Origin of the sequence: Erwinia sp. 9145 (genome assembly GCF_000745075.1) — a bacterium.
Lineage (GTDB): Bacteria > Pseudomonadota > Gammaproteobacteria > Enterobacterales > Enterobacteriaceae > Erwinia > Erwinia oleae.
In genome coordinates, this window is sequence record NZ_JQNE01000001.1 from 1,497,705 (window position 1) to 1,523,846 (window position 26,142).

Consider the following 26,142-nt stretch of genomic DNA (forward strand, 5'->3'; position numbering starts at 1 on the left):
AAGAAAACAAATTTCTCGCTCATACTGCCACTACATAAATTGCCGCTAAAGGACATGCATCATGGCTGAAGAAACGCTGTTCAGTAAAATTATCCGCCGCGAGATCCCGGCCGACATCGTCTACCAGGATGAACTGGTTACTGCCTTCAGGGATATCGCCCCAAAAGCGCCTACCCACATTCTGATCGTGCCGAATATCCTGATCCCCACCGCCAATGATGCGGTGGCGGGTCACGAAGCGGCGCTGGGCCGTATGATTACCGTGGCAGCAAAGATCGCCAAAGAGGAAGGCATTGCAGAGGATGGCTATCGTTTAATCATCAACTGTAACCAGCACGGCGGGCAGGAGGTCTATCATATTCACCTGCACCTGGTGGGCGGACGTCCTTTAGGCCCAATGATTGCTCATTAAGCGCAGCACGGACACAACATTTATGATGCGGACTACCGTTGCGGTCATCGCCTGTACACTGCTGCTCAGCGGATGCAGCAGCGACGTTACCACCATTAATACGTCGCAGGCGCTGATCATGGAATCGTCTGTGCTCTCCGCAGGCATTACCACCAATCAGCCGGTGCTTTCGGAAAACCGGGGGCAGCAGCGCGCGTCAACGGTGCTCAATAATCAGCAGGAAAAAGCCGTGACGCTGCACTATCGTTTCTACTGGTATGACGACAGAGGGTTGGAGATCCTGCCCTTTGAGCGCCCGCGCACCATTTCGGTTCCGGCGCATGGCGATGTTGAAATATCGTCGCAAACGGGTAACCTGACCGCCAGCAAGGTCAGACTTTATTTGTATCTGTAAGAGGTTAATACGTGACAAGGAATATCAAACTCTCCGGCGTCTTTGCCCTGGCGCTGATGCTCAGCGGCTGTATCACGCCGCAGCAGCAGGAGGAGCCGCAGCAGCCTGCGCCCGTTGAACCCGCTCAGCCGACCCAGCCTGAACCGATCCCGGCTCCTGTTCCGACGCCGGGCGAAACGGTGCCGCAGCCGCCGAAGATGAAGTCGATCAACTGGGATGCCAGCGTCACGCCGCCGATCTCGCAGATGCTGAAGGCTGATGGCGTCACGCCGGGCAGCGTATTGCTGGTGGACAGAGTGAAAAACAGCACCAACGGCAGCCTGCAAACGTCAAAAGCCACCGCGGCATTAAACAACGCGTTGGCGAATAACACCCAGTTCACGCTGGTGACGCCGCAACAGCTCGCGACCGCAAGACAAACGCTGGGGCTTTCCGCCGAAGACAGCCTGACAACCCGCAGCAAAGCGATCGGCCTGGCGCGCTACGTCAACGCGCAGTATGTGCTGTACAGCAACGTGACGGGCGACGTGAAATCCCCGGAGCTGCAAATGCAGCTGATGCTGGTGCAGACGGGTGAAATTATCTGGTCAGGCAACGGTGTCGTCCAGCACTGATGACGCGCTGAACAGGCTGATTGCGCAACAATTTCCGGCGGCCTCCGCCGCCGGTTCTTTTTCCAGGCTGGATGGGCTCACCGGCCTGGCGGTTAAAGTTGAACTGAACGACCGGACGCTGCTCGCGCGCGCCCGGATGCCTGGCAATCCTATACCCGGCGTGGACAGACGACGCGAACACGCTATTCTGCGCAAGCTGGCCGGCAGCGGTCTGGCGCCTGACGTCTGCGGCTACAACGCCGACTGGCTGCTGCTGGCATGGCAGCCGGGTGAGACGTTAAGCAGCGATGAGTTTGAAAAACGTTTGCCAATGCTGGCGGAGCGTCTCGCCCGGCTCCACCAGCAGCCACCCAGCGGTTACCGGTTACGGCTGCTGCCCTTGCTGGAACGTTACTGGCAGCTCAGCGATCCGATGCGGCGGCACATTGCCTGGCACCGCGCGCTGCGGCGCTGTCGTCAACAAGGCGAGCCGCGTCCTCTCCGGCTGGCGCTGCTGCATCTGGATATTCATGCAGGTAACCTGATCGCGCATCGTGGCGATATTCATCTGATCGATTGGGAATATGCCAGCGATGGCGATGTGGCGCTGGAGCTGGCGGCAATCGTGGCGGGTAATGGGCTGGCAGAAAGCTACCGCACGCAGCTCACGCAGCGCTATGCCACGCTGGCAAATATGGATACGCACAGATTGCATCAGCAAACAGAACGCTGGTTGCCATGGGTGCGGTTGCTGATGGCGAGTTGGTATGAACGACGCTGGCAACACAGCGGCGACGAAACATTTTATACGCTGGCGGCGGAGGCCTGGCAGCGGGTGTAGTCTGAAACGAGGTGAAAGTGGGACCGGTAATGTTAGACGTGCTCGGTTACGAGCTAGATGCAGTCGATCGCGAAATTCTTGACCATCCGCTGGTGGGTGGATTAATTCTTTTTACCCGCAACTATCACGATCCTGAGCAGCTGCGGGAGCTGGTCAGGCAGATTCGCGCGGCGTCTCGCCATCGCCTGGTGGTGGCGGTGGATCAGGAGGGAGGGCGCGTTCAGCGCTTTCATGAAGGCTTTACCCGCCTGCCGCCGATGCAATCCTTCGCTGAACTCAACAACCAGGCCGACGCGCAGCGTCTGGCACAGCAGGCTGGCTGGCTGATGGCGTCAGAGATGATTGCGATGGATATTGATATCAGCTTTGCGCCGGTACTGGATATTGGTCACAGCAGCGCCGCCATCGGCGAACGAAGTTTTCATCAGGACCCGGCCATTGCGCTGACCCTGGCGCGACACTTTATTGACGGCATGCACAGCGCGGGCATGAAAACCACCGGCAAGCACTTTCCCGGCCACGGCGCGGTCGCGGCCGATTCACACAAAGAGACGCCGCAGGACAATCGCAGCGAAGCGGAAATTCGCCAGCACGATATGCAAATTTTTAAACAGCTCATTGCTGAGGGCGCGCTGGACGCGATCATGCCCGCCCACGTTATCTATAATCAAATCGATCCCCGACCGGCAAGCGGATCGCCGCACTGGCTGAAACGCGTTTTGCGAGAGGAGCTGGGCTTTGAGGGCGTGATTTTTTCCGACGATCTCTCAATGGAAGGCGCCGCCGTAATGGGTACGATGCCGCAGCGCGCGCAGGCGTCGCTGGAGGCCGGCTGCGATATGATTCTGGTCTGCAACGATCGCGCAGGCGCGGTCAGCGTGCTGGATAATCTGTCGCCGATCAATGCAGAGCGGGCGACATCGCTCTATCATCGGGGAACCTTTACCCGCCAGCAGCTGTCTGGCTCATCACGCTGGAAGGAGGCGAGTCAGGCGTTGACCACGCTTCAGGCACGCTGGCTGGCGCATCAGCGCCGCTGACAGGCAAGCACCCTACAGGATGGCAAGCAATGATTATCTATCTGCACGGTTTTGATTCAACCAGCCCCGGAAATCATGAAAAAGTACTGCAATTGCAGTTTATCGATCCGGATGTACGCCTGCTGAGCTACAGCACGCTGCATCCCAGGCATGATATGCAGTTTTTGCTGAAGGAAACGGACAAGCTCATTCGCAGCGGCGGCGACGAGAGGCCGCTGATCTGCGGCGTCGGCCTTGGCGGGTTCTGGGCCGAACGCATCGGTTTTCTCAGCGATATCCGTCAGGTAATGTTCAATCCGAATCTCTGGCCGGAAGAGAAGATGGTGGGCAAAATCAACCGTCCGGAAGAGTACGTGGATATCGCGACCAAATGCGTTGAAAACTTTCGCGAAAAAAACCGCGATCGCTGCCTGACCATCCTCTCCCGGCGTGATGAAGCGCTGGATAACCGCCGTTCGGCTGATGCGCTTGGCAGCTTTTACGAAATCATCTGGGACGAGACGGAAAGCCATAAATTCAAAAATATCGCTCCCCATCTTGAACGCATTAAGGCGTTTAAAACCCTCGGTTAACCGCTTTACAGGACGCGGCAGCGATTTTCGGCTGCACGTCCGATGCCCGCTGTGTGCCTGAAGTTTCCGGCTTTGTCTGATAAAAATTGACCTGCATCAATTTCTACGCGACCACTCATTTCCTCCATGCTATTCTGACCGCAGATAGCGAATTAATATCGCCAACCCTATGTTAATTAAGGATATTTATTTAACCTTTAATTAACGATTGGTTCACATTTTGAGGGGGTCTTTTGACTACACCAATTAAGAAAATTGTTATCGTCGGTGGCGGTGCCGGCGGGCTGGAGCTTGCCACGCAGCTTGGCCGCAAGCTGGGGCGCCGAAAAAAAGCAGAAATCATCCTGGTGGATCGCAATCACAGCCACCTGTGGAAACCGCTGCTGCATGAAGTGGCGACCGGTTCGCTGGATGAGGGCATTGACGGGCTGAGCTACCTTGCCCACGCGCGCAATCACCATTTTCAGTTCCAACTGGGCACGCTGACCGAACTCGATCGCGAAGGCAAGCGGCTGCATCTGGCTGAAATCCGCGATGCGCAGGGCGAGCTGCTGGTGCCGGAGCGTGCGCTGGCCTACGACACGCTGGTGATGGCGCTGGGCAGCACCTCCAACGATTTCGGCACGCCGGGCGTCAAAGACAACTGTATTTTCCTTGATAATCCGCACCAGGCGCATCGCTTTCACAACGAGATGCTCAATCTGTTCCTGAAGTTTTCCGCCACGGGGAACCCGCAGAGCAAGGTGAATATTGCCATTGTGGGCGGTGGCGCAACCGGCGTGGAGCTCTCCGCCGAACTGCATAATGCCGTGAAACAGCTGCACAGCTATGGTTATAAAGGCTTAAACAATCAGGCGTTAAATGTCACTCTGGTTGAAGCGGGTGAACGCATTCTGCCTGCGCTGCCGCCGCGCATTTCCGCTGCGGCACACCAGGAACTGAGCAAGCTTGGCGTCAGAGTGCTGACGCAAACGATGGTAACCAGCGCTGATGAGCATGGCCTGAATACCAAATCAGGCGAGGCGATCGCCGCCGATCTGATGGTATGGGCGGCAGGGATTAAAGCGCCAGATTTTATGAAAGATATTGGCGGCCTCGAAACCAATCGCATCAATCAGCTGGTCGTGGGATCCACACTGCAAACCACACGCGACCCGGCCATCTACGCCATCGGCGACTGCGCATCCTGCGCGCTGCCATCGGGCGGATTTGTGCCACCGCGCGCTCAGTCAGCGCATCAGATGGCATCGTTGGTGCTGAACAACATTCTGGCGGAGATGAAGGGTAAATCGCTTAAGCCTTACGTTTATAAAGATCATGGTTCGCTGGTGTCGCTGTCACGCTTCAGTACCGTGGGCAGCCTGATGGGTAACCTGATGCGCGGCTCAATGATGGTGGAAGGGCGAATTGCTCGCATGGTGTATATTTCTCTTTACCGCATGCATCAGGTGGCGCTGCATGGTTATTTCAAAACCGCGCTGATGATGCTGGTCGGCAGTATTAACCGCGTCATCCGCCCGCGCATGAAACTGCACTAAATCGATTCAACACCGGCGGTTACTTGACTCAACCGCCTGTTTTTCGGCCCGTCTGGCGCAGTGCCGCTGCGGGCCTTTTTGCTCTCAGCCCCCGCCACAGCGTGCTTCAGAACTCTCTTAAAAGCATTCTCTTATGACCCGGCAACGCTATTTCTTCCTGTTTTCTTATTGTCACATTTGGGCCTGTTGCGCAAAATCTGTTTCATCTAAACGGCGCGTCGCGCACGCCGATTATAAGCCTCCGCACAGGGACAATGCAGCAGGCAATAATGCGCGGTAACAATTCAGGAGGTTTTCCTGTGAATAAATCAATGTTGGCAGGTATTGGGATTGGCGTCGCTTCAGCGCTGGGCGTAGCGGCCGTAGCAGGTATGAACGTCTTTGACCGCGGGCCGCAATATGCGCAGGTCATCTCGGCAACGCCTATTAAGGAAACGACTAAAAACCCACGTCGCGAATGCCGTAATGTCACTCTGACGCACCGTCGCGCCGTACAGGATGAAAATCGTATTACCGGTTCCGTACTGGGCGCGGTAGCTGGTGGCGTTCTGGGCCATCAGTTTGGCGGCGGACGTGGACGCGATGTGGCGACGGTTGCCGGTGCGCTGGCGGGTGGCTACGGCGGCCATCAGGTTCAGGGCGCGATGCAGGATAATGATACCTACACCACGACCGAGCAGCGCTGCAAAACGGTGTACGAGAAGCAGGAAAAAATGCTGGGCTATGACGTCACCTATAAAATTGGCGACCAGCAGGGGAAAATTCGCATGGATAACGATCCCGGCACACGCATTCCCGTCGACAGCAACGGCCAACTGGTGCTGAATAACCAGGCATAAATTAAATAACAAAAAACGAACGGCTTAATTTTTAAGCCGTTCGTTTTTTTGTTTCACCGAAAAGAATTCCGCTCATTTTTTTATTTTAACTTTCTGACGCTTAACGTCTGAACATACAGGCGCTGAGCAAAAAAAGAGGCACCGGCGTGCCTCTTTTGAATAAATGAATAGCCAACCAACCTATGTCGCATTCGCCACGATCTGCGCCAGAAAATCCCGCACCCAACCGATTCGCGCTTTGCGATCGGCCATGTCACGAATAAAGCGCAGCTTTGTCGGGCCATCAAGCCGCCAGTGCTGCGGCTCCTTTTGTAACAACCCGATCAGCCAGCCCGGATCGGCTTTGTTCTTCTCGGCAAACTCAATAAAGCCGCCTTTTTCGCTGGCTTCAATGCGCCGGATGCCAATAGTCTTCGCGGTCAGGCGCAGCGCGGCGGTATCCAGCAGATTGCGCGCCGCATCTGGCAGCAGACCGAAACGGTCAATCAGTTCGGCTTTCAAATCGTCCAGTTCGCCTTCTGCCTGCGCGCTGGCAATGCGCTTATAAAACGACAGGCGCGTGTTGACGTCAGGAATAAAGTCGTCCGGCAGCAGCGACGGCATTCGCAGTTCAATATCGGTCTGGCTGCTGGTCAAATCCTCCAGCGACGGTTCACGGCCCTCTTTCAGCGCATCAACGGCGTTCTCCAGCAGCTCCATATAGAGTGAGAAGCCGATGGTTTCCATCTGCCCACTTTGATCTTCACCAAGAAGCTCCCCGGCGCCACGGATCTCCAGGTCATGGGTCGCCAGCGCGAAGCCCGCGCCCAAATCTTCCAGCGACGCAATCGCCTCCAGACGCTTATGCGCATCTTTGCTCATCGCTTTAGGATGCGGCGTCAGCAGCCAGGCATAGGCCTGGTGATGCGAACGGCCTACGCGACCGCGCAGCTGGTGCAGCTGAGCAAGGCCAAAGTGGTCGGCGCGCTCAATGATAATGGTATTGGCGGTAGGAATATCGATACCGGTTTCAATGATGGTGGTGCAGACCAGCACGTTGAAACGCTGATGGTGAAAGTCGTTCATCACCCGTTCCAGATCGCGTTCGCGCATCTGACCGTGGCCAATCGCCACGCGCGCTTCCGGCACCAGTTCCGCCAGGCGACCGGCCGCCTTTTCGATATTTTCCACGTCATTGTAGAGATAATAGACCTGGCCGCCGCGCAGCACTTCGCGCAGTACCGCCTCGCGGATCACCAGGCTGTCGAACTGGCGAACAAAAGTTTTAACCGCCAGACGACGCGCGGGCGGCGTCGCGATAATCGACAGGTCGCGCATGCCGCTCATCGCCATGTTCAGCGTGCGCGGGATCGGCGTGGCGGTCAGCGTCAGAATATCCACATCGGCACGCATGGCTTTAATGCGCTCTTTATGACGCACGCCAAAGCGGTGCTCTTCATCAACGATCAGCAGCCCCAAATCGCGCCATTTGATCTCGTCCGCCAGCAGCTTGTGTGTGCCAACAAGGATATCGATTTTGCCTTCGCGTGCGTCGTTAAGGATTTGCGTTTGCTCTTTCGCGCTGCGAAAGCGCGAGATCATCTCAATACGTACCGGCCAGTTGGCGAAGCGATCGCGGAAGTTGTCGTAATGCTGTTGGGCGAGCAGGGTGGTCGGCACCAGCACCGCCACCTGCTTGTGGTTTTCCACCGCCAGAAAGGCCGCTCGCATGGCCACTTCGGTTTTACCGAAGCCAACGTCGCCGCAGACCAGACGATCCATCGCCAGCGGCTGGCACATATCGCTCAGTACGGCATTGATGGCCTGCGCCTGGTCGGGCGTGGTTTCGAACGGAAAGCTTTCGCAGAAAAGCTGATACTGTTCACGATCGTGCTTAAAGGCAAAACCGGCTTTGGCCGCGCGCTGTGCGTAGATGTCCAGCAGTTCCGCCGCCACGTCGCGCACTTTCTCCGCCGCTTTCTGTCGCGCGCGCGACCACGCATCGCTGCCAAGCTTGTGCAGCGGCGCGTTTTCATCGGCGCCGCCTGCGTAACGGCTGATCAGATGCAGCGACGAAACGGGCACGTACAGCTTTGCGTCTCCGGCGTAGGTGAGCATCAGGTATTCCGCCGTAATGCCGCCGGTTTCCAGCGTGGTCATGCCCATATAGCGGCCAACGCCATGCTCCAGATGTACTACCGGCTGGCCGGGATGCAGCTCCGCCAGGTTGCGGATCAGCACGTCCGGGTTGATGGTGCGGCGGTTGTCCTGACGGCGATGGCTGACGCGCTCACCCAGCAGATCGCTTTCGCAAATCAGCGCGCGCTGACGCGGCTCGTCGATAAAGCCACGCTCGCTGGCGCCAATCATCAAATAGTGCCCCGATTCTGCCGCATCGCTGAGGGCGCGAATCGGCTTCGGTATAATTTTAATGCGCGCCAGCAGTTCCTGTAGCGCTTCACGTCGGCCTTCGCTTTCAACGGAGAAGACGATGGCGCCGGAAAAATTTTCGCTAAAGCGGCGTAGCGCGTCGAGCGGCGCTTTAGCCTGCGCCTGCACGGCGATGTCCGGCAGTGCCTGATAACCAAGGTTGGTGTTGACGGCTTTGTCGGCAAGCAGGTCGGTCTTCAACTGCACGCGCGGCCAGCGCTTTAACTCGCTAAACAGCGCGTCGGTTCGCAGCCAGAGCGTTTCCGGCGGTAAAAGCGGGCGCATCGGATCAACGCGGCGGCTGTCAAAACGCGACGTCACCTCCTGCCAGAATCGTTCGGCGCCGCCTTCGAGATCGCCGGTGCTCACCAGCAGCGCGTTGTCCGGCAGGTAGCTGAACAGCGGCGGCAGCGGCTGCGAGAAAAAGAGCGGCTGCCAGTATTCAATACCGGCGGGCAGCGTGCCCTTGCTCACCTGTTGATAGATATGCTCCGCTTCGCGCCGCACGTCAAAGTGTTCGCGCCACTGGCTGCGAAACAGCTCAATCGCGGTTTTATCGGTCGGGAATTCATGCGCGGGAAGCAGGTTAATGGCCTCGACTTCTTCCAGCGTGCGCTGGCTGTCGGGATCGAACAGGCGCAGGCTGTCTGTCTCATCATCGAAGAAGTCAATGCGATACGGCTGCTCGCTACCCATCGGGAAGAGATCCAGCAGCGCGCCGCGCGTGGCGTATTCGCCGTGCTCCATCACCTGATCGACATGGCGATAGCCCGCCTGTTCAAGCTGCGTGCGCAGCGTATCGCGCGAAAGCAACTGGCCTTTCTGCATCACCAGCGCATGACCGTGCAGGAAACTGTGCGGGCAAACGCGCTGCATCAGCGTATTCACCGGCAGGATCAGTACGCCCTGCGTCATGGACGGCAGACGATAGAGCGTGGAAAGACGCGCTGAAATAATATCCTGATGCGGAGAAAAACTGTCGAAAGGCAGGGTTTCCCAGTCGTTCAGGCGGCTGACCGGCCGATCGGTGAACTGTTTGATCTCGTCGTGCAGCCGGAGCGCGTGCTGCATGTCGGCGACGATCAGCACCACCGGGCCGCTGTGACGCTCAATAATTTCCGCGCATTCAACCGCGCAGGCGGCGCCGGTAAGCTGTCCCAACTGCCGCTGGTCACCGGGTTTTAAGGGCAGGGTATATCGACTCTTTTCAGGCATAATCAGTCAGAGGATCTCTTTGCTGCGGGTAGAACAGGACACCCACGGTCCCGTTTTGGCTCATCGGAGTATACCGCTATTTTGGCGATTGTTGAGTGTAGTGCATTCTGGGTCGGTCAATGTTTGCCCAGACGAGCTCTTTTTCGCCGTGATAGCTGTGATTGCCGTCATCCCACTTCACGTAATAGCCCGCTGGCGCATCGCCCGGTTCGAACACGTTAATCACCATTCCTTTGATGTCGCCGGTTTTATGCCTGACAATACTGCCTTTTGGAAATTTTGGCATCGTGCTTCTCCTGTACGCGTTTCCCGTTTTAATTGTAGGGTTTAAACACGCTTCTGCCGTCTTATAGTGAAGAATTTCGCCGGGCTGCGCTAAATTTAATCAACATGCATTTTTTCCGCCACGATGTCATGCCTGCTGACAAAACTAAGCAGAATAGTCAGCGGGTTATGGTTCCATAACGTTCCGCTAACCTTTATTATCTTCGATCACTTTTGCTAACGCTTCGCTACAAGACGGATCCTATGTATCAACCTGTCGCGTTATTTATTGGTCTGCGCTACATGCGTGGACGCGCGTCGGACCGCTTCGGGCGGTTCGTCTCCTGGCTCTCCGCCATCGGTATCACGCTGGGCGTGCTGGCGCTGGTGACCGTTCTGTCGGTTATGAACGGCTTCGAACATGAACTGGAAAAAAGCACCCTGAATTTGATGCCGCAGGCGCTGATCACCAGTGAGAAAGGCTCAATCAATCCGCAACAGACGCCCGCAGCGTCGCTTAAGGTGCACGGCGCCAGTAACATTACGCCGCTGACCACCGGCGACGTGGTGCTTCAGAGCGCGCGCAGCGTTGGCGTTGGCGTAATGTTGGGCATCAATCCGGACGAGCCGGATCCGCTGTCGCCTTTTTTGGTTAACGTCGAGCAGGGCGATCTTCAGTCCGGCAAATACAATGTGATTATGGGCGAGCAGCTTGCGGCCCAGCTTGGCGTGAAGCGCGGCGAGCAGATCCGCCTGATGGTGCCGTCCGCCAGCCAGTTCACGCCAATGGGCCGTCTGCCCAGCCAGCGCCTGTTTACCGTGATTGGCACCTTTGCCGCCAACAGCGAGGTCGACGGCTATCAAATTCTTACCAATCAGCAGGATGCATCAAAACTGATGCGCTATCCGCCGGGCAATATCACCGGCTGGCGACTGTGGCTGGATAAGCCGCTTCAGGTTGATACGCTCAGTAAACAGACGCTGCCGGACGGTCTGGTATGGAAAGACTGGCGCGAGCGCAAGGGCGAACTTTTCCAGGCGGTACGCATGGAAAAAAACATGATGGGCCTGCTGCTCAGCCTGATCGTCGCGGTGGCGGCGTTTAATATTATTACCTCGCTTGGCCTGCTGATTATGGAGAAGCAGGGCGAAGTGGCTATTCTGCAAACCCAGGGACTGACGCGGCGGCAAATCGTGATGGTGTTTATGGTACAGGGCGCGACGGCGGGCATTGTCGGATCGCTGCTGGGCGCGCTGCTCGGCCTGTTGCTGGCCAGCCAGCTTAATAATCTGATGCCGCTGATTGGCGCCTTCCTTGACGGCGCGGCGCTGCCGGTTGAGATTTCTCTGCCGCAGGTGGCGACCATCACCCTTATTGCGATGGTCGTTGCGCTGCTTTCAACGCTTTATCCTTCCTGGCGCGCTGCCGCCGTTCAACCCGCTGAGGCTTTACGTTATGAGTAGTTCGATTCTGTTGCAGTGCGACAACCTGTGCAAACGCTATCAGGAAGGCAGCGTGCAGACCGATGTCCTGCGCAACGTCTCTTTTAACGTGGCACCGGGCGAAATGATGGCCATCGTCGGCAGTTCCGGCTCCGGTAAAAGTACGCTGATGCATCTGCTGGGCGGGCTTGATACGCCAACCTCCGGCGATGTGATATTTAGTGGCAAGTCGCTGAACGGCATGTCCCAGGCGGCAAAAGCCGACATGCGTAACCGCGAGCTGGGCTTTATTTATCAGTTTCACCATCTCCTGCCGGACTTCAGCGCGCTGGAAAACGTTGCCATGCCGCTGTTGATCGGGAAAAAAAGCAAGGCGGAAGCGGAAGCAAAAGCGCGCGAAATGCTGGCCGCGGTGGGGTTAGAGAAACGTGCCGCACATCGTCCCGCTGAGCTTTCCGGTGGTGAACGTCAACGCGTGGCGATAGCCCGTGCACTGGTGAACACGCCGCGTCTGGTACTGGCCGATGAGCCGACCGGGAACCTTGACGCGCGCAACGCCGACGCCATTTTCGATCTGCTCGGCGAGTTGAATGTGCGACAGGGCACGGCGTTTCTGGTGGTGACGCACGATCTGCATCTGGCGAAGCGGCTGACGCGGCAGATGGAGATGCGCGACGGCCAGCTGACTTCCCCGACAGGGGCACGGTAATGGCTGGTTCGCTCTCACTTTTACTGGGCCTGCGCTTCAGTCGTGGGCGTCGGCGCAGCGGCATGGTTTCGCTGATCTCCATTATCTCAACCGTTGGCATCGCGCTGGGCGTGGCGGTGCTGATCGTCGGCCTCAGTGCGATGAACGGCTTTGAACGGGAGTTGAATAACCGCATTCTGGCGGTGGTGCCGCATGGCGAAATCGAGCCGGTCAACCAGCCGTTCAGCGGCTGGCAGGCGTTACTGCCGAAAGTCGCGAAGGTGCCGGGCATCGCTGCTGCCGCGCCCTATATCAATTTTACCGGCCTGATTGAGAGCGGCGCGAAGCTCCAGGCGGTGCAGGTGAAAGGCGTTGATCCTCAGCAGGAGACAAAACTGAGCGCGCTGCCTTCCTGGGTGCAAAACGGCGCCTGGCAACGTTTTGGCGCAGGCAAGCAGCAAATTATTTTAGGTCAGGGCGTGGCGAACAGCCTGAAAGTGAAAGAGGGCGACTGGCTCACCATCCTGATCCCCAACAGCGATCCTGAGCATAAACTGTTGCAGCCGCAGCGCGTACGGCTTCAGGTCAGCGGCATTCTGGCGCTGAGCGGCATGCTCGATCACAGCCTCGCGCTGGTGCCGCTGAAAGATGCGCAGCAGTATCTCAGTATGGGTGACAACGTCACGGGCATTGCGATGAAAATGAATAACCCGTTTCTTGCGCAGAAACTGGTTCGCGATGCGGGCGAGGTGACGCAGTCGTACGTTTATATCCGTAGCTGGATTGGCACCTACGGCTATATGTACCGTGACATTCAGATGATCCGCGCCATTATGTATCTGGCGATGGTGCTGGTGATCGGCGTGGCCTGCTTCAATATTGTCTCCACGCTGGTGATGGCGGTCAAAGACAAGAGCGGCGATATCGCGGTGCTGCGCACGCTGGGCGCGGGCGACGGCCTGATCCGCGCCATTTTTATCTGGTACGGCCTGCTGGCCGGTTTGGTGGGCAGCGTCAGCGGCGTGGTGGTCGGCGTGCTCGCCGCCTTTAACCTTTCTCCGATCATTCGCGGTATTGAGTCGCTGACCGGTTCGCACTTTCTGTCGGGCGATATCTATTTTATCGATTTCCTGCCGTCGGAAGTGCACTGGCTGGACGTCGTCATCGTACTGGGAACGTCGCTGGTGCTGAGTCTGGTTGCCAGTTGGTATCCGGCAAGACGCGCCAGCCGCATCGATCCTGCGCGTGTACTGAGCGGGCAGTAAACGATGTATTACGGCTTTGATATTGGCGGGAGCAAAATCGCGTTGGGCGTTTATAACCGGCAACGGCGGCAGGTGTGGACTAAACGCATTGCTACGCCGAAAGAAGATTATGCGGCGTTACTGGATGCGCTGACTTTGCTGACGCAGGAAGCTGACGCGTTTTGCGGCGAGCGTGGCAGCGTGGGCATTGGCGTGCCGGGGTTGCCGGTGCCCGATGACGGCACGCTTTTTACCGCCAACATTCCCGCCGCGCGCGGCAAAACGCTACAGGCCGATCTCAGCAGGCGGCTGTCGCGCGAGGTGCGCATTGATAACGATGCAAACTGCTTCGCGCTCTCTGAAGCCTGGGATGATGAGTTTCAGGTCTACCCGGTGGTGCTGGGGTTAATACTCGGCACGGGCGTCGGCGGAGGCCTGATCGTTGATGGCAAGCCGGTGACCGGCCGAAATTATATTGTGGGTGAGGTGGGACACATGCGCCTGCCGGTGGATGCGCTGGAGATCCTTGGACGCGACGTCACCCTGCCGCTGTGCGGCTGCGGAAAACGTGGCTGTATTGAAACCTGGCTCTCCGGGCCGGGTTTTTCGCGCCTGTGGCAGCAGCATAATCAGTGCGCTCTCAGTGCGCCTGAAATCATTGCCCGCTATTATCAGGGAGACGAACGGGCCATTGCCCATACTGCGCGCTTCAGGGCGCTGTTGGCGATCTGCCTGGGCAACCTGCTGACGGTGCTGGATCCGCATCTGGTGGTGCTGGGCGGTGGCCTTTCAAATTTCGACGCGCTTTATGAGGGGCTGGCTGAAAGCGTTACGCCGCATCTTTTGTCGGTTGCCAAAGCGCCCCGCTTTGAGAAAGCGCGTCACGGAGACGCGGGAGGAATGCGCGGTGCCGCCTTCCTGCATGTTGAGGATAGTTTATGATTCGTACGCCCCGTCGCCGCCTGCGGTTGGCACGTTATAAAAAAAATCGTCGTCAGGTCCATCAACGCTTTCGTCAGCGTATTTTTGAGCGCGATCGTAATCTGGAGATCGCCCGCAACCCGCTGCCGCGTGTGGTGGTGCTGACCGGCGCAGGCATTTCGGCGGAGTCGGGCATTCGTACCTTCCGCGCCGCCGACGGTCTGTGGGAAGATCATAAAGTGGAGGAGGTGGCGACGCCGGAAGGCTTCGCCCGCGATCCTGCTAAAGTTCAGGCATTCTACAACGCCCGCCGTCGTCAGCTCCAGCAGCCGGAAATCCAGCCCAATGCTGCGCATCTGGCACTGGCTGAGCTGGAGTCGATGCTCGGCGATCGTTTTTTACTGGTGACGCAGAATATCGATAACCTGCATGAGCGCGCCGGCAACCGTAACGTCATCCATATGCATGGCGAGCTGCTGAAAGTACGCTGCGCCAACAGCGGGCAAATCCTGCACTGGACGGAAGACGTCGGGCCCGACGATCGCTGCCACTGCTGCCAGTTTCCTTCCGCACTGCGGCCGCATGTGGTGTGGTTTGGCGAAATGCCGTTGCAGATGGATGAGATCTACGACGCGCTGGCGCAGGCGGAGTATTTTATTGCTATCGGTACCTCCGGGCATGTCTATCCAGCGGCGGGCTTCGTGCATGAGGCAAAATTACACGGTGCACATACCGTTGAATTGAATCTGGAGCCCAGCCAGGTCGGCAGCCAGTTTGAGGATGTGAAGTACGGACTGGCAAGCGAAATTGTACCGGCATTTGTGCAGGGCCTGCTGCAAAAAGTTGGCCGTTAGGCCGCTTCTGTTATCATAAAAGCGATCGCATGACGATCGCTCTCTCACTTGACAGTAATAAACTCAACAACCCCGGTATATTTATTACTACGCCTGTTACGTTAATTTATTACTTTTCTTTGTGATAAGGGGTTATTTTAATAATACCCGTCTCTATTTTATTTATCGTTTATGTAACATTAACGTTTAATAAACCATTACTGTTTTATTGTGTTTTATGAAATACCTTGATTTTTATTTTCAGATAATGAAAATTGAGGTTATTCTATTGATGTCATGGAGGCCGTTAATAAAATAAGCAGAAGATTATTAACGCAATAACTCTCTAATAAACAGTTGTATTTAATATATTAAGGACGATAAGTATTTATGAAATACGCTATTTTAGCTGCCGGACTTTTTGCTGTTACCCTTACACCTTGCACAACCTTTGCCGGAGACCATACCGTCACGCTCGGTTATTCACACATTAAAGCGAGCAATTTGCCTGCAACGAAAGGCGCTACGGTGAAATATCGCTATGAATGGGACTCGCCGATAAGCGTGATCGGTTCACTTACCTATGCACGTGGAGATGATGAACAGCGCTATGGGTATGACAACACCGCTTATGCAAAAGACAAAGTAACCTACGCTTCTCTGATGATGGGGCCTGCGTGGCGCGTGAATGATTATGTCAGTCTGTACGGTCTTGTTGGTGTAGCGCGTGCAAAAGAGCAATTCAGTTATAAAGAAACCTATTATGGATCGCGTGTTGCTTATAACGCTACCGCCACAGAAACGAAAGCGGCCTGGGGCCTCGGCGTGCAGATTAACCCGTGGGAAAATGTCGCTATCGATATCGGCTACGAAGGGGCGAAATTTGAACAGGTTAAAGCCAACGGTTTCAACGTTGGTGTAGGCTACCGTTTCTGACGTTTCTTTTGTCTGTCAGGTGGGCAGCGTCCCACCTGTATTGCCTCCCTACGATTGATAACGAGGATCCCGTCAACTTTCAGCGAATATCCGTCTTTATAACAACCGCTTTTTCCTCTCCGGAAGCCTCAGCGCCAGATGTGCTATCACACCGCCCAATACGCCCCAAAACGCTGCGCCAATGCCGAGCAGGCTGAGTCCTGAAGCGGTAATCAGAAAGGTGATAACCGCTGCATCACGCTGTGACTCGTCCGCCAGCGCGCGTTGCAGGCTGCCCGCAATCGTCCCCAGCAGCGCCAGCCCGGCAAGAGTATGAATTAACGCTGGCGGAACGGCGTTGAAAAGCTGCACTACCGCAGCACCAAAAATACCCGCAACCAGATAGAAAAAACCCGCGCAGACGGCGCCCCAGTAGCGGCGTTGCGGATCGGGGTGCACTTCCGGCCCCATGCAAATGGCGGCGGTAATGGCCGCGATGCAGACGGAAAATACGCCAAAAGGCGCGAGCAGCAGCGCAGCCAGGCCGGTCCAGCTCATCAGTGAAGAAACCGGGGTGGGATAACCTGCCGCCCTGAGCGTGGCGATGCCCGGTGCGTTTTGCGAAGCCATGGTAACAATAAAAAACGGCAGGCCGATGCCCAGCAGCGTCGCAAACGTGAAGTGCGGCGCGGTGTACGCTGGCAGAGAAAAACGCAGCGGCTCATCGCTGAAATGAATGCTGCCGCTCAGTGCCGCCGCCAGCAGCCCGGTCAGCAGGGCAATAACAACGGCGTAACGCGGCAGATAGCGTCGACACAGCAGCCAGGCCAGACACATGCTGCCCGCCAGCGGAAAGTCGAGCGATAAGGAAGTAAATGCATCCATGCCGAAGCGCAGCAGAATACCGGCCAGCATCGCGGCAGAGATCGCCTGAGGAATATGATTCATCAGGCGGGCAAACAGGCCGGTGACGCCACACAGCAGGATCAGCGCGGAGGCGAATATAAATACGCCGACCGCCTCAGCGACGGACGTTCCCGGCAGGCTGGTTGCCAGCAATGCTGCGCCTGGCGTAGACCAGGCGGTGAGGACAGGCGTGCGATACCAGAGCGACAGGCCGATTGAGGTCACGCCCATCGCCAGGCCAAGCATGGTCAGCCAGCCACCAGTTTGTAGAGCGGATGCCCCGGCGGCCTCTGCCGCCTGGAAGATCAGCGCGGCGGAGCTGGCATAGCCCACCAGCACCGCCACCAGACCAGCAGTGATGGCAGGAAAAGTCAGATGACGTAGCGAGGGGTGAGAGAGCATAATAAACCGGCTGTTGTGCGTTATAACGTCCAATGTAGCATTGTGCGTTATAACGCACAAACTGAATCTTGTCAGGGAGCCGCCATGAGTGATTTACCGCCCGATCCGGGATCAACGCTGAAAGCGCTGCGCGCCGCGCGCGCCTGGAGCCTGAGCCAGACTGCCGCGCAAACCGGCGTCAGTAAAGCGATGCTGGGGCAAATCGAGCGAGGAGAATCCAGCCCGACGGTCGCCACGCTGTGGAAAATCGCCACGGGTTTTAACGTGCCGTTTTCGCTGTTTATCACTTCGCGGTTACCTGATGCCCCTGGCAAAGCGACGCCTGGCGCACCGCAGCCTGTCTGGCAGCAGCACAGCGCTGCCATGCGCGCGGCGTCAATGTTTCCCTTTGATGACGAGCTGCGCGTCGACATGCTGATCGTTGAGCTGGCTGCCGGGCAATGCAGCGTGTCCTCGGCGCATGAACGCGGCGTCATTGAACACGTTATCGTGATCGAGGGCCAGCTGATGCTGAAGGTCAGTGACCAGTGGCATACGCTTGAGGCAGAGCAGGGGCTGCGTTTTCAGGCCGATCGACCGCATACGTATCGCAATGATGGCAGCCAGACGGCGCGCTTTTACAGTCTCATTCACTACGGCGCGCAGAAAATATGGCCCGACGATGCCACAAGCCGCTAAAGTTAACAGTGCATGGATTTTTCGCTGCGGAAGTGACCTGACGCAAAACTCCGGGGCGCTGAGATGTTAATAATATGTGCTCGTATTCAGAGGGACGACAGATGAACAAATTACTCGATCGCTTCTTAAACTATGTTTCTTACGACACGCAGTCCAAAAGTAATGTGCGGCAGGTGCCAAGCACGGAGGGGCAGTGGACGCTGGCTCGCGTGCTCAAAGCGGAGCTTGAAGCGCTGGGGCTGTCAGACGTTACGCTAAGCGATCACGGAATTGTTATGGCGACGCTGCCTTCCACCGTAGCGTGGCCGGTGCCGACCATTGGATTTATCGCCCACATGGATACGTCGCCAGACTTCACGGCAAAGCATGTGACGCCACAGATTGTTGAAAACTATCGCGGCGGCGACATCGCTTTAGGCATGGGCGATGAAATTCTCTCGCCGGTGATGTTTCCGGTGCTGCACAGTCTGACCGGGCATACGCTGATCACCACCGACGGCAAAACCCTGCTGGGCGCGGATGATAAAGCCGGCGTGGCGGAAATTATGACTGCGCTGGCGCGTTTAAAAGGTGAAAACATTGCGCATGGCGACATTCGCATCGCTTTCACGCCGGATGAAGAGGTAGGACGCGGCACCCGCAGCTTTGACGTCAACGCGTTTGGCGCGGCGTGGGCCTACACCGTTGACGGCGGCGGCATGGGCGAGTTTGAATATGAAAACTTCAATGCCGCTTCGGTGACCGTTAAGATCACGGGTAATAACGTTCATCCGGGCACAGCGAAGGGCGTGATGGTTAACGCGCTGGATCTGGCGATGCGTTTTCATGCGGCGATGCCAGAGAAAGAGGTACCGGAGCAGACGTCAGGCTATGAAGGCTTTTATCATCTGCACGGCATCAAGGGCGTGGTTGATAAGGCGGAGTTGCACTACATTATTCGCGATTTTGACCGTGACAGTTTTGCAGCGCGCAAACAGACCATGCAGAATATTGCTGCATCGCTTTCAAAAGGGCTTCATGCCGACTGCTCAATTGAGGTGCAGATCGACGACAGCTACTTCAATATGAAAGAAAAAATTGAGGCGCATCCACATATTATTGATATTGCGCTTCAGGCGATGCGGGATCTGGATATTGAACCGGACGTGAAGCCCATACGCGGTGGAACCGACGGCGCGGCGCTCTCATTTATGGGGCTGCCGTGTCCAAATTTGTTTACCGGCGGCTACAACTATCACGGTAAGCATGAGTTTGCTTCGCTGGACAACATGGAAAAAGCGGTGGCGACCATTACGCGCATCGCCGCGTTAACCGCCGAGCGCGCCCGCAAGCAATAAACATCCGGCCCGTTCAGGGCCGGAGAGTATTACTCTTCTTCGCTAAAAAACCAGTAACCGCAGTTGACCAGTGCGGTGAGCTGCGTCAGGAAAGAGGGATCGTCCAGCGCGACACCCAGCGCTTCAGCATTCAGAACCTGCTGGTTCGCCATGCTCATCAGCGCAGCGTGCTGTGAAGATTCCACCTGCTCGCCATTAACAAAAACGGTCTGCCCAATTTGCAGTACGCGCAGGCCGCCCAGGCGGGTCAGTGAGTCACCTTCGTGCAGCGCATCGTATATTTCATCCGGCTGATAAGGCGGCTCCGGCGGCGCGGCATCAAGCTCGTGGCGTGACTGGGAGATAAACTCGCCGAACCACTGGTTAAACTGTTCCGGCTGATTCACCACCTCAAGCATCATGGCGCGAATGCCGTCGATCTCCTGTGGCAGGATCTCGGCCGGGTTGTCGCGCGGTTGAATATCCGGATCGGCAAAGCGATAGCTGCCCAGCTCGCGTGACAACACATAGTCGGCGAAGCCGCTGATCAGCTCGCGTCCGCTCGGCGCACGGAAGCCAACGGAGTAGTTGATGGCATTTTCCAGCGAATAATCTTCATGCGGGAAGCCCGGCGGAATATAGAGGATGTCGCCCGGTTCCAGCTCTTCGTCAATGATCGCTTCAAAAGGATCGACCTGTAACAAATCGGGGTGCGGGCAGTGCTGTTTCATCGGCACTTTTTCGCCCACGCGCCAGCGGCGACGGCCGGTTCCCTGAATGATGAAGACATCATATTGATCGAGATGGGGCCCGACGCCGCCGCCCGGCACCGCGAAGGAGATCATCAGATCGTCGATGCGCCAGTCCGGCAGGAAGCGAAACGGTCGCATCAGCGCGGCAGAAGCCTCATGCCAGTGATCGACCGCCTGTACCAGCAGCGACCAGTTATTCTCACCAAGGTGATCGTAGCTTTCAAACGGGCCGTGGCTGACCTGCCACTTGCCGTCCTGATGGCTGACCAGGCGGCTGTCCACTTCGTTCTCCATCGCCAGCCCGGCCAGTTCATCCGGCGAGATGGGATCGATAAAGTCTTTAAATCCGCGCTTGAGCACTACCGGACGTTTCTGCCAGTAGCGCTGAATGAAGTCGGGCCAGTTGAGATCGAGCTGATAATCCATGAGCAATTTTCCTGTGACGCTGAATTTAACCGAGTATAACAGCACTGTGAGCGCCAGGCATTTGCCGCATGGTCAGGGATCGTCGTGCAGCACGCCCTGGCGGCGAAAAACCACCTCCATCTTTGCGCCGCCGAGCGGGCTGGTCGTCGCAATAATATCGCCGGTGTACTGTTCCAGAATATCGCGGGCAACCGACAGTCCCAAACCCTGACCCGGTCTCAGCGTGTCGGCGCGCTGTCCGCGAATAAAAATCATATCCCGCTTGCTTTCCGGGATGCCGGGGCCATCGTCCTCGACGATCAGATGCAGCTGATCGTCCGTCTGTCTCGCGCTGATCTCCACAAATTCAAGGCAGTATTTGCAGGCGTTATCCAGCACGTTGCCCATCACTTCCATAAAGTCATTTTGATCGCCGATGAAGGTCAGTTCAGGAGAAATATCCAGCGTGAGCGTCACGCCTTTGTGTTGATAAACTTTATTCAGCGCCGAGCAGAGGCTGTCGAGCAGGGCAGGCACCGAATGAAGATCACGCTTAAGCACGTTGTGATCCGCCTCCATGCTGGCGCGATGCAGATAGTAGCCAATTTGCTGCGAAATACGGCTGATCTGCTCTAACATGATTGGTTCTGCCTGTTCAATCGGCAGCGTGCCGCGCAGCGATCGCAAGGTGGTTTGCAGCACCGCCAGCGGCGTTTTCAGGCTGTGGGTGAGGTCGCTCAGCGTGGTGCGATAGCGCGTATGGCGCTGATGTTCGTTATCCAGCAGCAGATTGAGATTGCGTACCAGGCTGCGCAACTCCTGCGGTGGGTGCGGCTCAAGCGTGTCGCGGCTGCCGCTCTCCAGCTCGCGAACCTGGCCGGCCAGCGTGCCGATCGGACGCAGGCTCCAGTGCGCCGCCAGCCACAGCAACGGAATAACCAGCAGCAGATTGACCAGCAGCACATAGCTGAACCACGACCACACCACGTCGGCGTGCTGAAGCTGCTGCGGAATGGTATCGACCACGACGATGGTGAGCGCGGGCAGCGAGGCAGTCGCCGTATAGCGATTGACCGCGACAGAGTGCGTGAACGTGTCGTTATTGTCATCGTCATAGGCGGTGAGTCGGTTCTGCGCTTCCTGATCGTTACCCAGCGCCTGGCGGCTGGTGCTGTTATCGGTATCGATTTCATAAAAATCGGCGTGCTTCAGCCAGTTCTTTTTGATTTTTTTGCGGATTTCCGGCACGTCGCGTAGTTGCCACAGCAGCTTGCCTTTATCGTTATAGATAAACACCAGGGTGGGGAAATTAAGCGAGACGCGCTCTGGTTTAGCGATAGTCAACCGATCGTCCTGCCACTGTGCGAGGGTAAAGAACAGATTGCTTTCGCCGCGCATCACCCGATAGCTGTTTTTATCGAAACTGACCACGTAGCCGAAGACCGCCACCATGCCCCAGGAGAGCGACAGGATCAGCACCACGGCGGCGGTAGCCAGCAGAAAACGGGCGCGCAGCGAGAAGGGGCGGGCAGAGCGAAAGCGCTTCATCGGTCAGAGATCAAACCGGTAGCCCTGACCACGCACGGTCGTTATCACGTCGCCCGGATGCTCGGCCAGCATCTTTTTACGCAGCCGGCCCATCAGTACATCAATGGTATGGCTTTCGCGCAGTTCCGCGTCCGGGTAAAGCTGAAGCATCAGGGAATCTTTGCTGACCACCTTGCCTGCGTTGCGGATCAGCGTTTCGATAATGGTGTATTCAAAGGCGGTGAGTTTAATTTGCTGCTCGCTGATTTTGAGTTCCCGGCGCGAAAGGTCAATCTGAAATGCGCCCAGCGTGACCACCTGCGAGGCGAGGCCGCTGTTGCGGCGCATCAGCGCCTGCATGCGTGCGACTACTTCCTCAATGTGAAAAGGTTTGGTGACGTAGTCGTCGGCACCGGCTTCCAGCGCTTCAACTTTCGCCTGCCAGCCGTCCCGCGCCGTCAGCACCAGGATCGGCTGTTTCGCCGCCTGTGCGCGCCAGCGGCGGATCAGCGTCATGCCGTCTTCATCAGGCAGGCCTAAATCGACCAGCGTAATATCCGGCGTATGTTCGCTGAGGTAATAGTCCGCTTCTTTGGCATCCTCCGCAGCATCAACCTGATGGCCCATCTCGCGTAGCTGCACGGCGAGGTGGTGGCGGAGCACAGAATTATCTTCCACAATCAGTACACGCATATCAATACTCTTAAACAAGGTGATCCGGCTGAGTATAGAGTAAAAGAGCTAAACCATGCGTTAACGCGGGCCGGGGAAACCGGCCCGGCGGGGGTTACTTCAGATCGTCAACCATCTGCACGGCGCGGCCGAGATAGTTGGCCGGCGTCATCTGCTTCAGCCGGGTTTTTTCTTCTTCCGGCAGCGCCAGACCGTCGATAAAGGCCTTCATGCCTTCCGCGTCCACGCGTTTGCCGCGCGTCAGCTCTTTCAGCTTCTCATAAGGTTTTTCGATGCCGTAACGGCGCATCACGGTCTGGACAGGCTCTGCCAGCACTTCCCAGTTATGATCCAGCTCGTCAAGCAGGCGGTCGCGGTTCACTTCCAATTTGGAGATGCCCTTCAGCGTGGCCTGATAGGCGATGATCGCATAGCCGACGCCGACGCCGAGGTTGCGCAGCACCGTCGAATCGGTCAGGTCACGCTGCCAGCGGGACACCGGCAGCTTGCTCGCCAGATGTTGCATCACCGCATTCGCCAGGCCCAGATTGCCTTCTGAGTTTTCGAAGTCGATCGGGTTGACTTTATGCGGCATGGTCGAAGAGCCGATCTCGCCGGCAATGGTTTTCTGTTTGAAGTGGTTAAGCGCCACGTAGCCCCAGATATCGCGATCGAAATCGATCAGGATGGTGTTGAAGCGAGCGATGCAGTCGAACAGTTCTGCAATGTAATCGTGCGGCTCAATCTGCGTGGTGTAAGGGTTCCAGGTGATCCCCAGCGAGGTCACAAAGCTTTCGCTCAGTTGATGCCAGTCCACGTCCGGATAGGCGGCGATGTGCGCATTATAGTTACCCACCGCGCCGTTAATTTTGCCCAGTATTTCAACGCGCTCAAGTTGACGCAGCTGGCGTTCGAAACGGTAAGCCACGTTCGCCATCTCTTTGCCGAGCGTTGATGGCGTGGCGGGCTGACCGTGGGTGCGTGAGAGCAGGGGAATGTCGCGATACTGTGTGGCAAGCGCCTTCACCGCACCGATGATCTGCTGCCAGTAAGGCAGGATCACCTCACGGCGGGCCGTTTCCAGCATCAGGGCGTGCGACAGATTATTGATATCTTCAGAGGTACAGGCGAAGTGAATAAATTCAGACACGGCGTGCAGCGCCGGAACGTTCGCAACTTTTTCCTTCAGGAAATATTCGACGGCCTTCACATCATGATTGGTGGTGCGCTCAATGGTTTTAATACGTGCGGCGTCTTCCTGATTAAAATCAGCGACAATGGCATCGAGGAAAGCGTTTGCGTCGGCGTCAAATGCAGGAACTTCCCCGATCTCTGCGCAGGCGGCCAGCTTTTGTAACCAGCGAACCTCAACCTCCACGCGAAACTTCAGCAGGCCATATTCGCTGAAGATGCCGCGTAGCGGGCTGACTTTGTCGCCATAGCGGCCGTCAACGGGTGATACAGCGGTCAGAGAGGATAATTCCATCAGTGCGACTCCTGGACAATTAAGTTTAAAGTGAAGGCCCGGACATGCGGGACAGCATTTGCTTTGCTTCTCTGGCAAGGCGGTTGCGCGAAAACATCAGTTGCAGGCGGCCGCCGCCAACCTGATGCCACAGCACGGCGGCGCGAATACCGGCCAGCAGCGTGGCGCGAACTTTGCTCTGGATCTGGCTGTTTTGCAGCACGGCGGGCGAACCGGTCACCTGAATACGCGGGCCGAGCGGGCTGATCACGTCAACATAAATGGCCGCCATGGCGCCCAGCAGCGTATCGGAATTCAGATCGTAGTGCGCCAGCTGGCGATCCAACTGCGCAATGCGTTCCGCTAGCGTATTGATAGCGGTTTTACTGGCGCTGAGCTTACGCTCCAGCACCATCAGGCTGAGGGTATAGCGCGTCAGTTCTGCCCCGGCACCGCGTCGGCTGCTGCTGTTCAGCATGCCTAAAAGCGACTCCAGTCCGGGCCGCAGATTGCTTTCATCGTTGCCGAAAACCGCCAGCGTGGAGGGCGGATTCAGATCGATAACGCTTTTCAACGAGGTATCAAGCGCCTCGCCGGCGCAGTGCCCCTGATGCGCAAGCTGCTGCACCAGATGGGCCGACTGACAAATCCCGGCCAGCGCCAGCGTGATGTCATAATAATTTTTAGCCACGGTTACTCCTGTAAAACCGGCACGCCTGAGACGTCGCGCGGCAGCGGTAAATCAGATTAACGGCAAACGCGCTTCGATTATGCCGCCGCCGAGACAAATTTCATCAAGATAAAATACCGCTGACTGGCCGGGCGTAACGGCGGCAACCGGTTCATCGAAGCGCACTTCAATACGATCGTCGGATTCCGGGTGAAGCGTGCAGGGAATGTCTGTCTGACGATAGCGCGTTTTCACCGTGCAACGCAGCGGTTCGCGCAGCGTCTCGCGATCGACCCAGTGAAGCTGCTGTGCGATAAGGCCAACCGACATCAGGCGCGGATGCGTGGGCCCCTGTGCTACCACCAGCAGGTTGTTTGCCACATCCTTATCAACCACGTACCACGGATCTTCGCTGCCTTCTTTGGTGCCGCCGATACCCAGCCCTTTGCGCTGACCAAGCGTATGATACATCAGCCCCTGATGCTCGCCGACGGTTTCACCGTCGGTATTCACAATCAGGCCGGGACGCGCGGGCAGATAGCGCCCAAGGAAGTCGCGGAATTTGCGTTCGCCGATAAAGCAGATGCCGGTAGAGTCTTTTTTCGTGGCGGTAGCCAGTTCCAGCTCTTCCGCCAGACGGCGCACCTCCGGTTTGGCGAGTTCGCCTACGGGAAACAGACTCCGGGCAATTTGCTCATGGCTCAGCGTATAGAGGAAGTAGCTCTGGTCTTTGTTATCGTCCAGACCGCGCAGCAAACGGCTTTTACCGTTAATCTCCTGACGGCGAACATAGTGACCGGTGGCGATAAAATCAGCGCCGAGATCGTCGGCGGCAAAGTCCAGAAAGGCTTTAAATTTGATCTCTTTATTACAGAGAATATCCGGATTAGGAGTACGGCCTGCCTTATACTCTTCAAGGAAGTGTTCGAAGACGTTGTCCCAGTATTCGGCGGCAAAGTTGACCGTGTGCAGGCGAATCCCCAACCGGTCGCAAACCGCACGCGCGTCGGCGAGGTCTTCCGCCGCCGTGCAGTACTCTTCTCCATCGTCCTCTTCCCAGTTTTTCATGAACAGGCCTTCAACCTGATAGCCCTGCTGCTGCAAAAGCCAGGCTGAAACGGAGGAATCAACGCCGCCGGACATGCCGACGATCACTTTTTTCTGACTGAGAGACATGAGAAGGTCCTG

The 26,142-nt window shown here is 56.9% G+C and carries 25 protein-coding genes; 16 read left to right on the forward strand and 9 right to left on the reverse strand.

The features are described 5' to 3' along the window. Window positions 1–61: 61 nt before the first annotated feature. The 8 genes from hinT (at window position 62) to FA91_RS07415 (ending at window position 6,229) form a co-directional block, all read left to right on the forward strand. Window positions 62–412 carry a purine nucleoside phosphoramidase gene (gene hinT, locus FA91_RS07380; RefSeq protein ID WP_034914107.1) on the forward strand — a complete coding sequence of 117 codons (351 nt, stop codon included), beginning with the start codon at window positions 62–64 and terminating at the stop codon, window positions 410–412. Between the two features lie 25 nt (window positions 413–437). Continuing rightward, window positions 438–806 carry a DUF1425 domain-containing protein gene (locus FA91_RS07385; protein ID WP_034919076.1) on the forward strand — a complete coding sequence of 123 codons (369 nt, stop codon included), beginning with the start codon at window positions 438–440 and terminating at the stop codon, window positions 804–806. 11 nt (window positions 807–817) lie between these two features. Then, on the forward strand, window positions 818–1,420 hold the full coding sequence (gene lpoB / locus FA91_RS07390; protein ID WP_034914109.1) for a penicillin-binding protein activator LpoB: 603 nt from the start codon (window positions 818–820) through the stop codon (window positions 1,418–1,420). Then, window positions 1,380–2,240 (forward strand): thiamine kinase, encoded by an 861-nt coding sequence (gene thiK / locus FA91_RS07395; protein ID WP_231566752.1) that lies wholly within the window; start codon window positions 1,380–1,382, stop codon window positions 2,238–2,240. The genes lpoB and thiK overlap by 41 nt, the downstream gene beginning before the upstream one ends. Before the next feature lie 29 nt (window positions 2,241–2,269). Further along, complete coding sequence (nagZ, locus tag FA91_RS07400; protein WP_197060489.1) at window positions 2,270–3,280, forward strand: beta-N-acetylhexosaminidase; 1,011 nt, start codon at window positions 2,270–2,272, stop codon at window positions 3,278–3,280. A 29-nt stretch (window positions 3,281–3,309) separates the two neighbouring features. Next, entirely contained in the window at window positions 3,310–3,852 is a 543-nt protein-coding gene (ycfP, locus tag FA91_RS07405; protein ID WP_034914115.1) for an alpha/beta hydrolase YcfP, read from the forward strand. 233 nt (window positions 3,853–4,085) lie between these two features. Then, a complete protein-coding gene (locus FA91_RS07410) occupies window positions 4,086–5,390 on the forward strand; it encodes an NAD(P)/FAD-dependent oxidoreductase (protein WP_034914118.1) in 1,305 nt (434 codons plus the stop codon). A gap of 299 nt (window positions 5,391–5,689) precedes the next feature. Next, window positions 5,690–6,229 (forward strand): glycine zipper 2TM domain-containing protein, encoded by a 540-nt coding sequence (locus FA91_RS07415; RefSeq protein WP_034919080.1) that lies wholly within the window; start codon window positions 5,690–5,692, stop codon window positions 6,227–6,229. A gap of 180 nt (window positions 6,230–6,409) precedes the next feature. On the opposite strand, the gene mfd is transcribed toward FA91_RS07415, so the two are convergent. Then, window positions 6,410–9,853 carry a transcription-repair coupling factor gene (gene mfd / locus FA91_RS07420; protein WP_034914121.1) on the reverse strand — a complete coding sequence of 1,148 codons (3,444 nt, stop codon included), beginning with the start codon at window positions 9,851–9,853 and terminating at the stop codon, window positions 6,410–6,412. Window positions 9,854–9,929: 76 nt separating this feature from the next. Continuing rightward, the gene (locus FA91_RS07425; protein ID WP_034914124.1) at window positions 9,930–10,139 is read right to left on the reverse strand and encodes a hypothetical protein; all 210 of its coding nucleotides are present in this window, start codon (window positions 10,137–10,139) and stop codon (window positions 9,930–9,932) included. 242 nt (window positions 10,140–10,381) lie between these two features. Between FA91_RS07425 and lolC the strand changes: the two genes are divergently transcribed. The 6 genes from lolC to FA91_RS07455 all read left to right on the forward strand — a co-directional run bounded on the left by lolC (window position 10,382) and on the right by FA91_RS07455 (window position 16,182). Further along, window positions 10,382–11,581, forward strand: coding sequence for a lipoprotein-releasing ABC transporter permease subunit LolC (gene lolC / locus FA91_RS07430; RefSeq protein ID WP_034914125.1), 1,200 nt, complete (start codon window positions 10,382–10,384; stop codon window positions 11,579–11,581). Next, a complete protein-coding gene (gene lolD / locus FA91_RS07435) occupies window positions 11,574–12,269 on the forward strand; it encodes a lipoprotein-releasing ABC transporter ATP-binding protein LolD (RefSeq protein ID WP_034914128.1) in 696 nt (231 codons plus the stop codon). Before lolC ends, lolD begins: the two co-directional genes overlap by 8 nt. Then, entirely contained in the window at window positions 12,269–13,513 is a 1,245-nt protein-coding gene (gene lolE, locus FA91_RS07440; protein ID WP_034914129.1) for a lipoprotein-releasing ABC transporter permease subunit LolE, read from the forward strand. The genes lolD and lolE overlap by 1 nt, the downstream gene beginning before the upstream one ends. A gap of 3 nt (window positions 13,514–13,516) precedes the next feature. Further along, entirely contained in the window at window positions 13,517–14,434 is a 918-nt protein-coding gene (gene nagK, locus FA91_RS07445) for an N-acetylglucosamine kinase (RefSeq protein ID WP_034914131.1), read from the forward strand. After that, on the forward strand, window positions 14,431–15,267 hold the full coding sequence (gene cobB / locus FA91_RS07450; protein WP_034914133.1) for a Sir2 family NAD+-dependent deacetylase: 837 nt from the start codon (window positions 14,431–14,433) through the stop codon (window positions 15,265–15,267). The genes nagK and cobB overlap by 4 nt, the downstream gene beginning before the upstream one ends. Before the next feature lie 369 nt (window positions 15,268–15,636). After that, window positions 15,637–16,182, forward strand: coding sequence for an Ail/Lom family outer membrane beta-barrel protein (locus FA91_RS07455; RefSeq protein WP_034914134.1), 546 nt, complete (start codon window positions 15,637–15,639; stop codon window positions 16,180–16,182). Window positions 16,183–16,278: 96 nt separating this feature from the next. Here the strand turns inward: FA91_RS07455 and FA91_RS07460 are convergent, their stop codons facing one another. Next, window positions 16,279–17,469, reverse strand: a complete 1,191-nt coding sequence (locus tag FA91_RS07460; protein WP_034914136.1) for a benzoate/H(+) symporter BenE family transporter — start codon at window positions 17,467–17,469, stop codon at window positions 16,279–16,281. Between the two features lie 84 nt (window positions 17,470–17,553). On the opposite strand from FA91_RS07460, the gene FA91_RS07465 reads away from it, so the two are divergent. Beyond that, a complete protein-coding gene (locus FA91_RS07465) occupies window positions 17,554–18,147 on the forward strand; it encodes an XRE family transcriptional regulator (RefSeq protein ID WP_034914138.1) in 594 nt (197 codons plus the stop codon). A gap of 101 nt (window positions 18,148–18,248) precedes the next feature. Then, window positions 18,249–19,484, forward strand: coding sequence for a peptidase T (gene pepT / locus FA91_RS07470; protein ID WP_034914141.1), 1,236 nt, complete (start codon window positions 18,249–18,251; stop codon window positions 19,482–19,484). 29 nt (window positions 19,485–19,513) lie between these two features. Here pepT and FA91_RS07475 read toward each other — a convergent pair whose 3' ends face one another. From FA91_RS07475 to mnmA, 6 genes are all read right to left on the reverse strand, one after another. Beyond that, window positions 19,514–20,641 carry a cupin domain-containing protein gene (locus FA91_RS07475; protein ID WP_034914143.1) on the reverse strand — a complete coding sequence of 376 codons (1,128 nt, stop codon included), beginning with the start codon at window positions 20,639–20,641 and terminating at the stop codon, window positions 19,514–19,516. 72 nt (window positions 20,642–20,713) lie between these two features. After that, the gene (gene phoQ / locus FA91_RS07480) at window positions 20,714–22,168 is read right to left on the reverse strand and encodes a two-component system sensor histidine kinase PhoQ (protein WP_034914146.1); all 1,455 of its coding nucleotides are present in this window, start codon (window positions 22,166–22,168) and stop codon (window positions 20,714–20,716) included. Between the two features lie 3 nt (window positions 22,169–22,171). Then, entirely contained in the window at window positions 22,172–22,840 is a 669-nt protein-coding gene (phoP, locus tag FA91_RS07485) for a two-component system response regulator PhoP (RefSeq protein ID WP_034914148.1), read from the reverse strand. Between the two features lie 94 nt (window positions 22,841–22,934). Beyond that, complete coding sequence (gene purB, locus FA91_RS07490; RefSeq protein ID WP_034914150.1) at window positions 22,935–24,305, reverse strand: adenylosuccinate lyase; 1,371 nt, start codon at window positions 24,303–24,305, stop codon at window positions 22,935–22,937. A gap of 25 nt (window positions 24,306–24,330) precedes the next feature. Then, window positions 24,331–24,975: a high frequency lysogenization protein HflD gene (gene hflD / locus FA91_RS07495; protein WP_034914153.1), complete on the reverse strand. Its 645-nt coding sequence runs from the start codon at window positions 24,973–24,975 to the stop codon at window positions 24,331–24,333. A 51-nt stretch (window positions 24,976–25,026) separates the two neighbouring features. Then, window positions 25,027–26,130, reverse strand: coding sequence for a tRNA 2-thiouridine(34) synthase MnmA (gene mnmA, locus FA91_RS07500; RefSeq protein ID WP_034914156.1), 1,104 nt, complete (start codon window positions 26,128–26,130; stop codon window positions 25,027–25,029). Window positions 26,131–26,142: the final 12 nt, after the last annotated feature.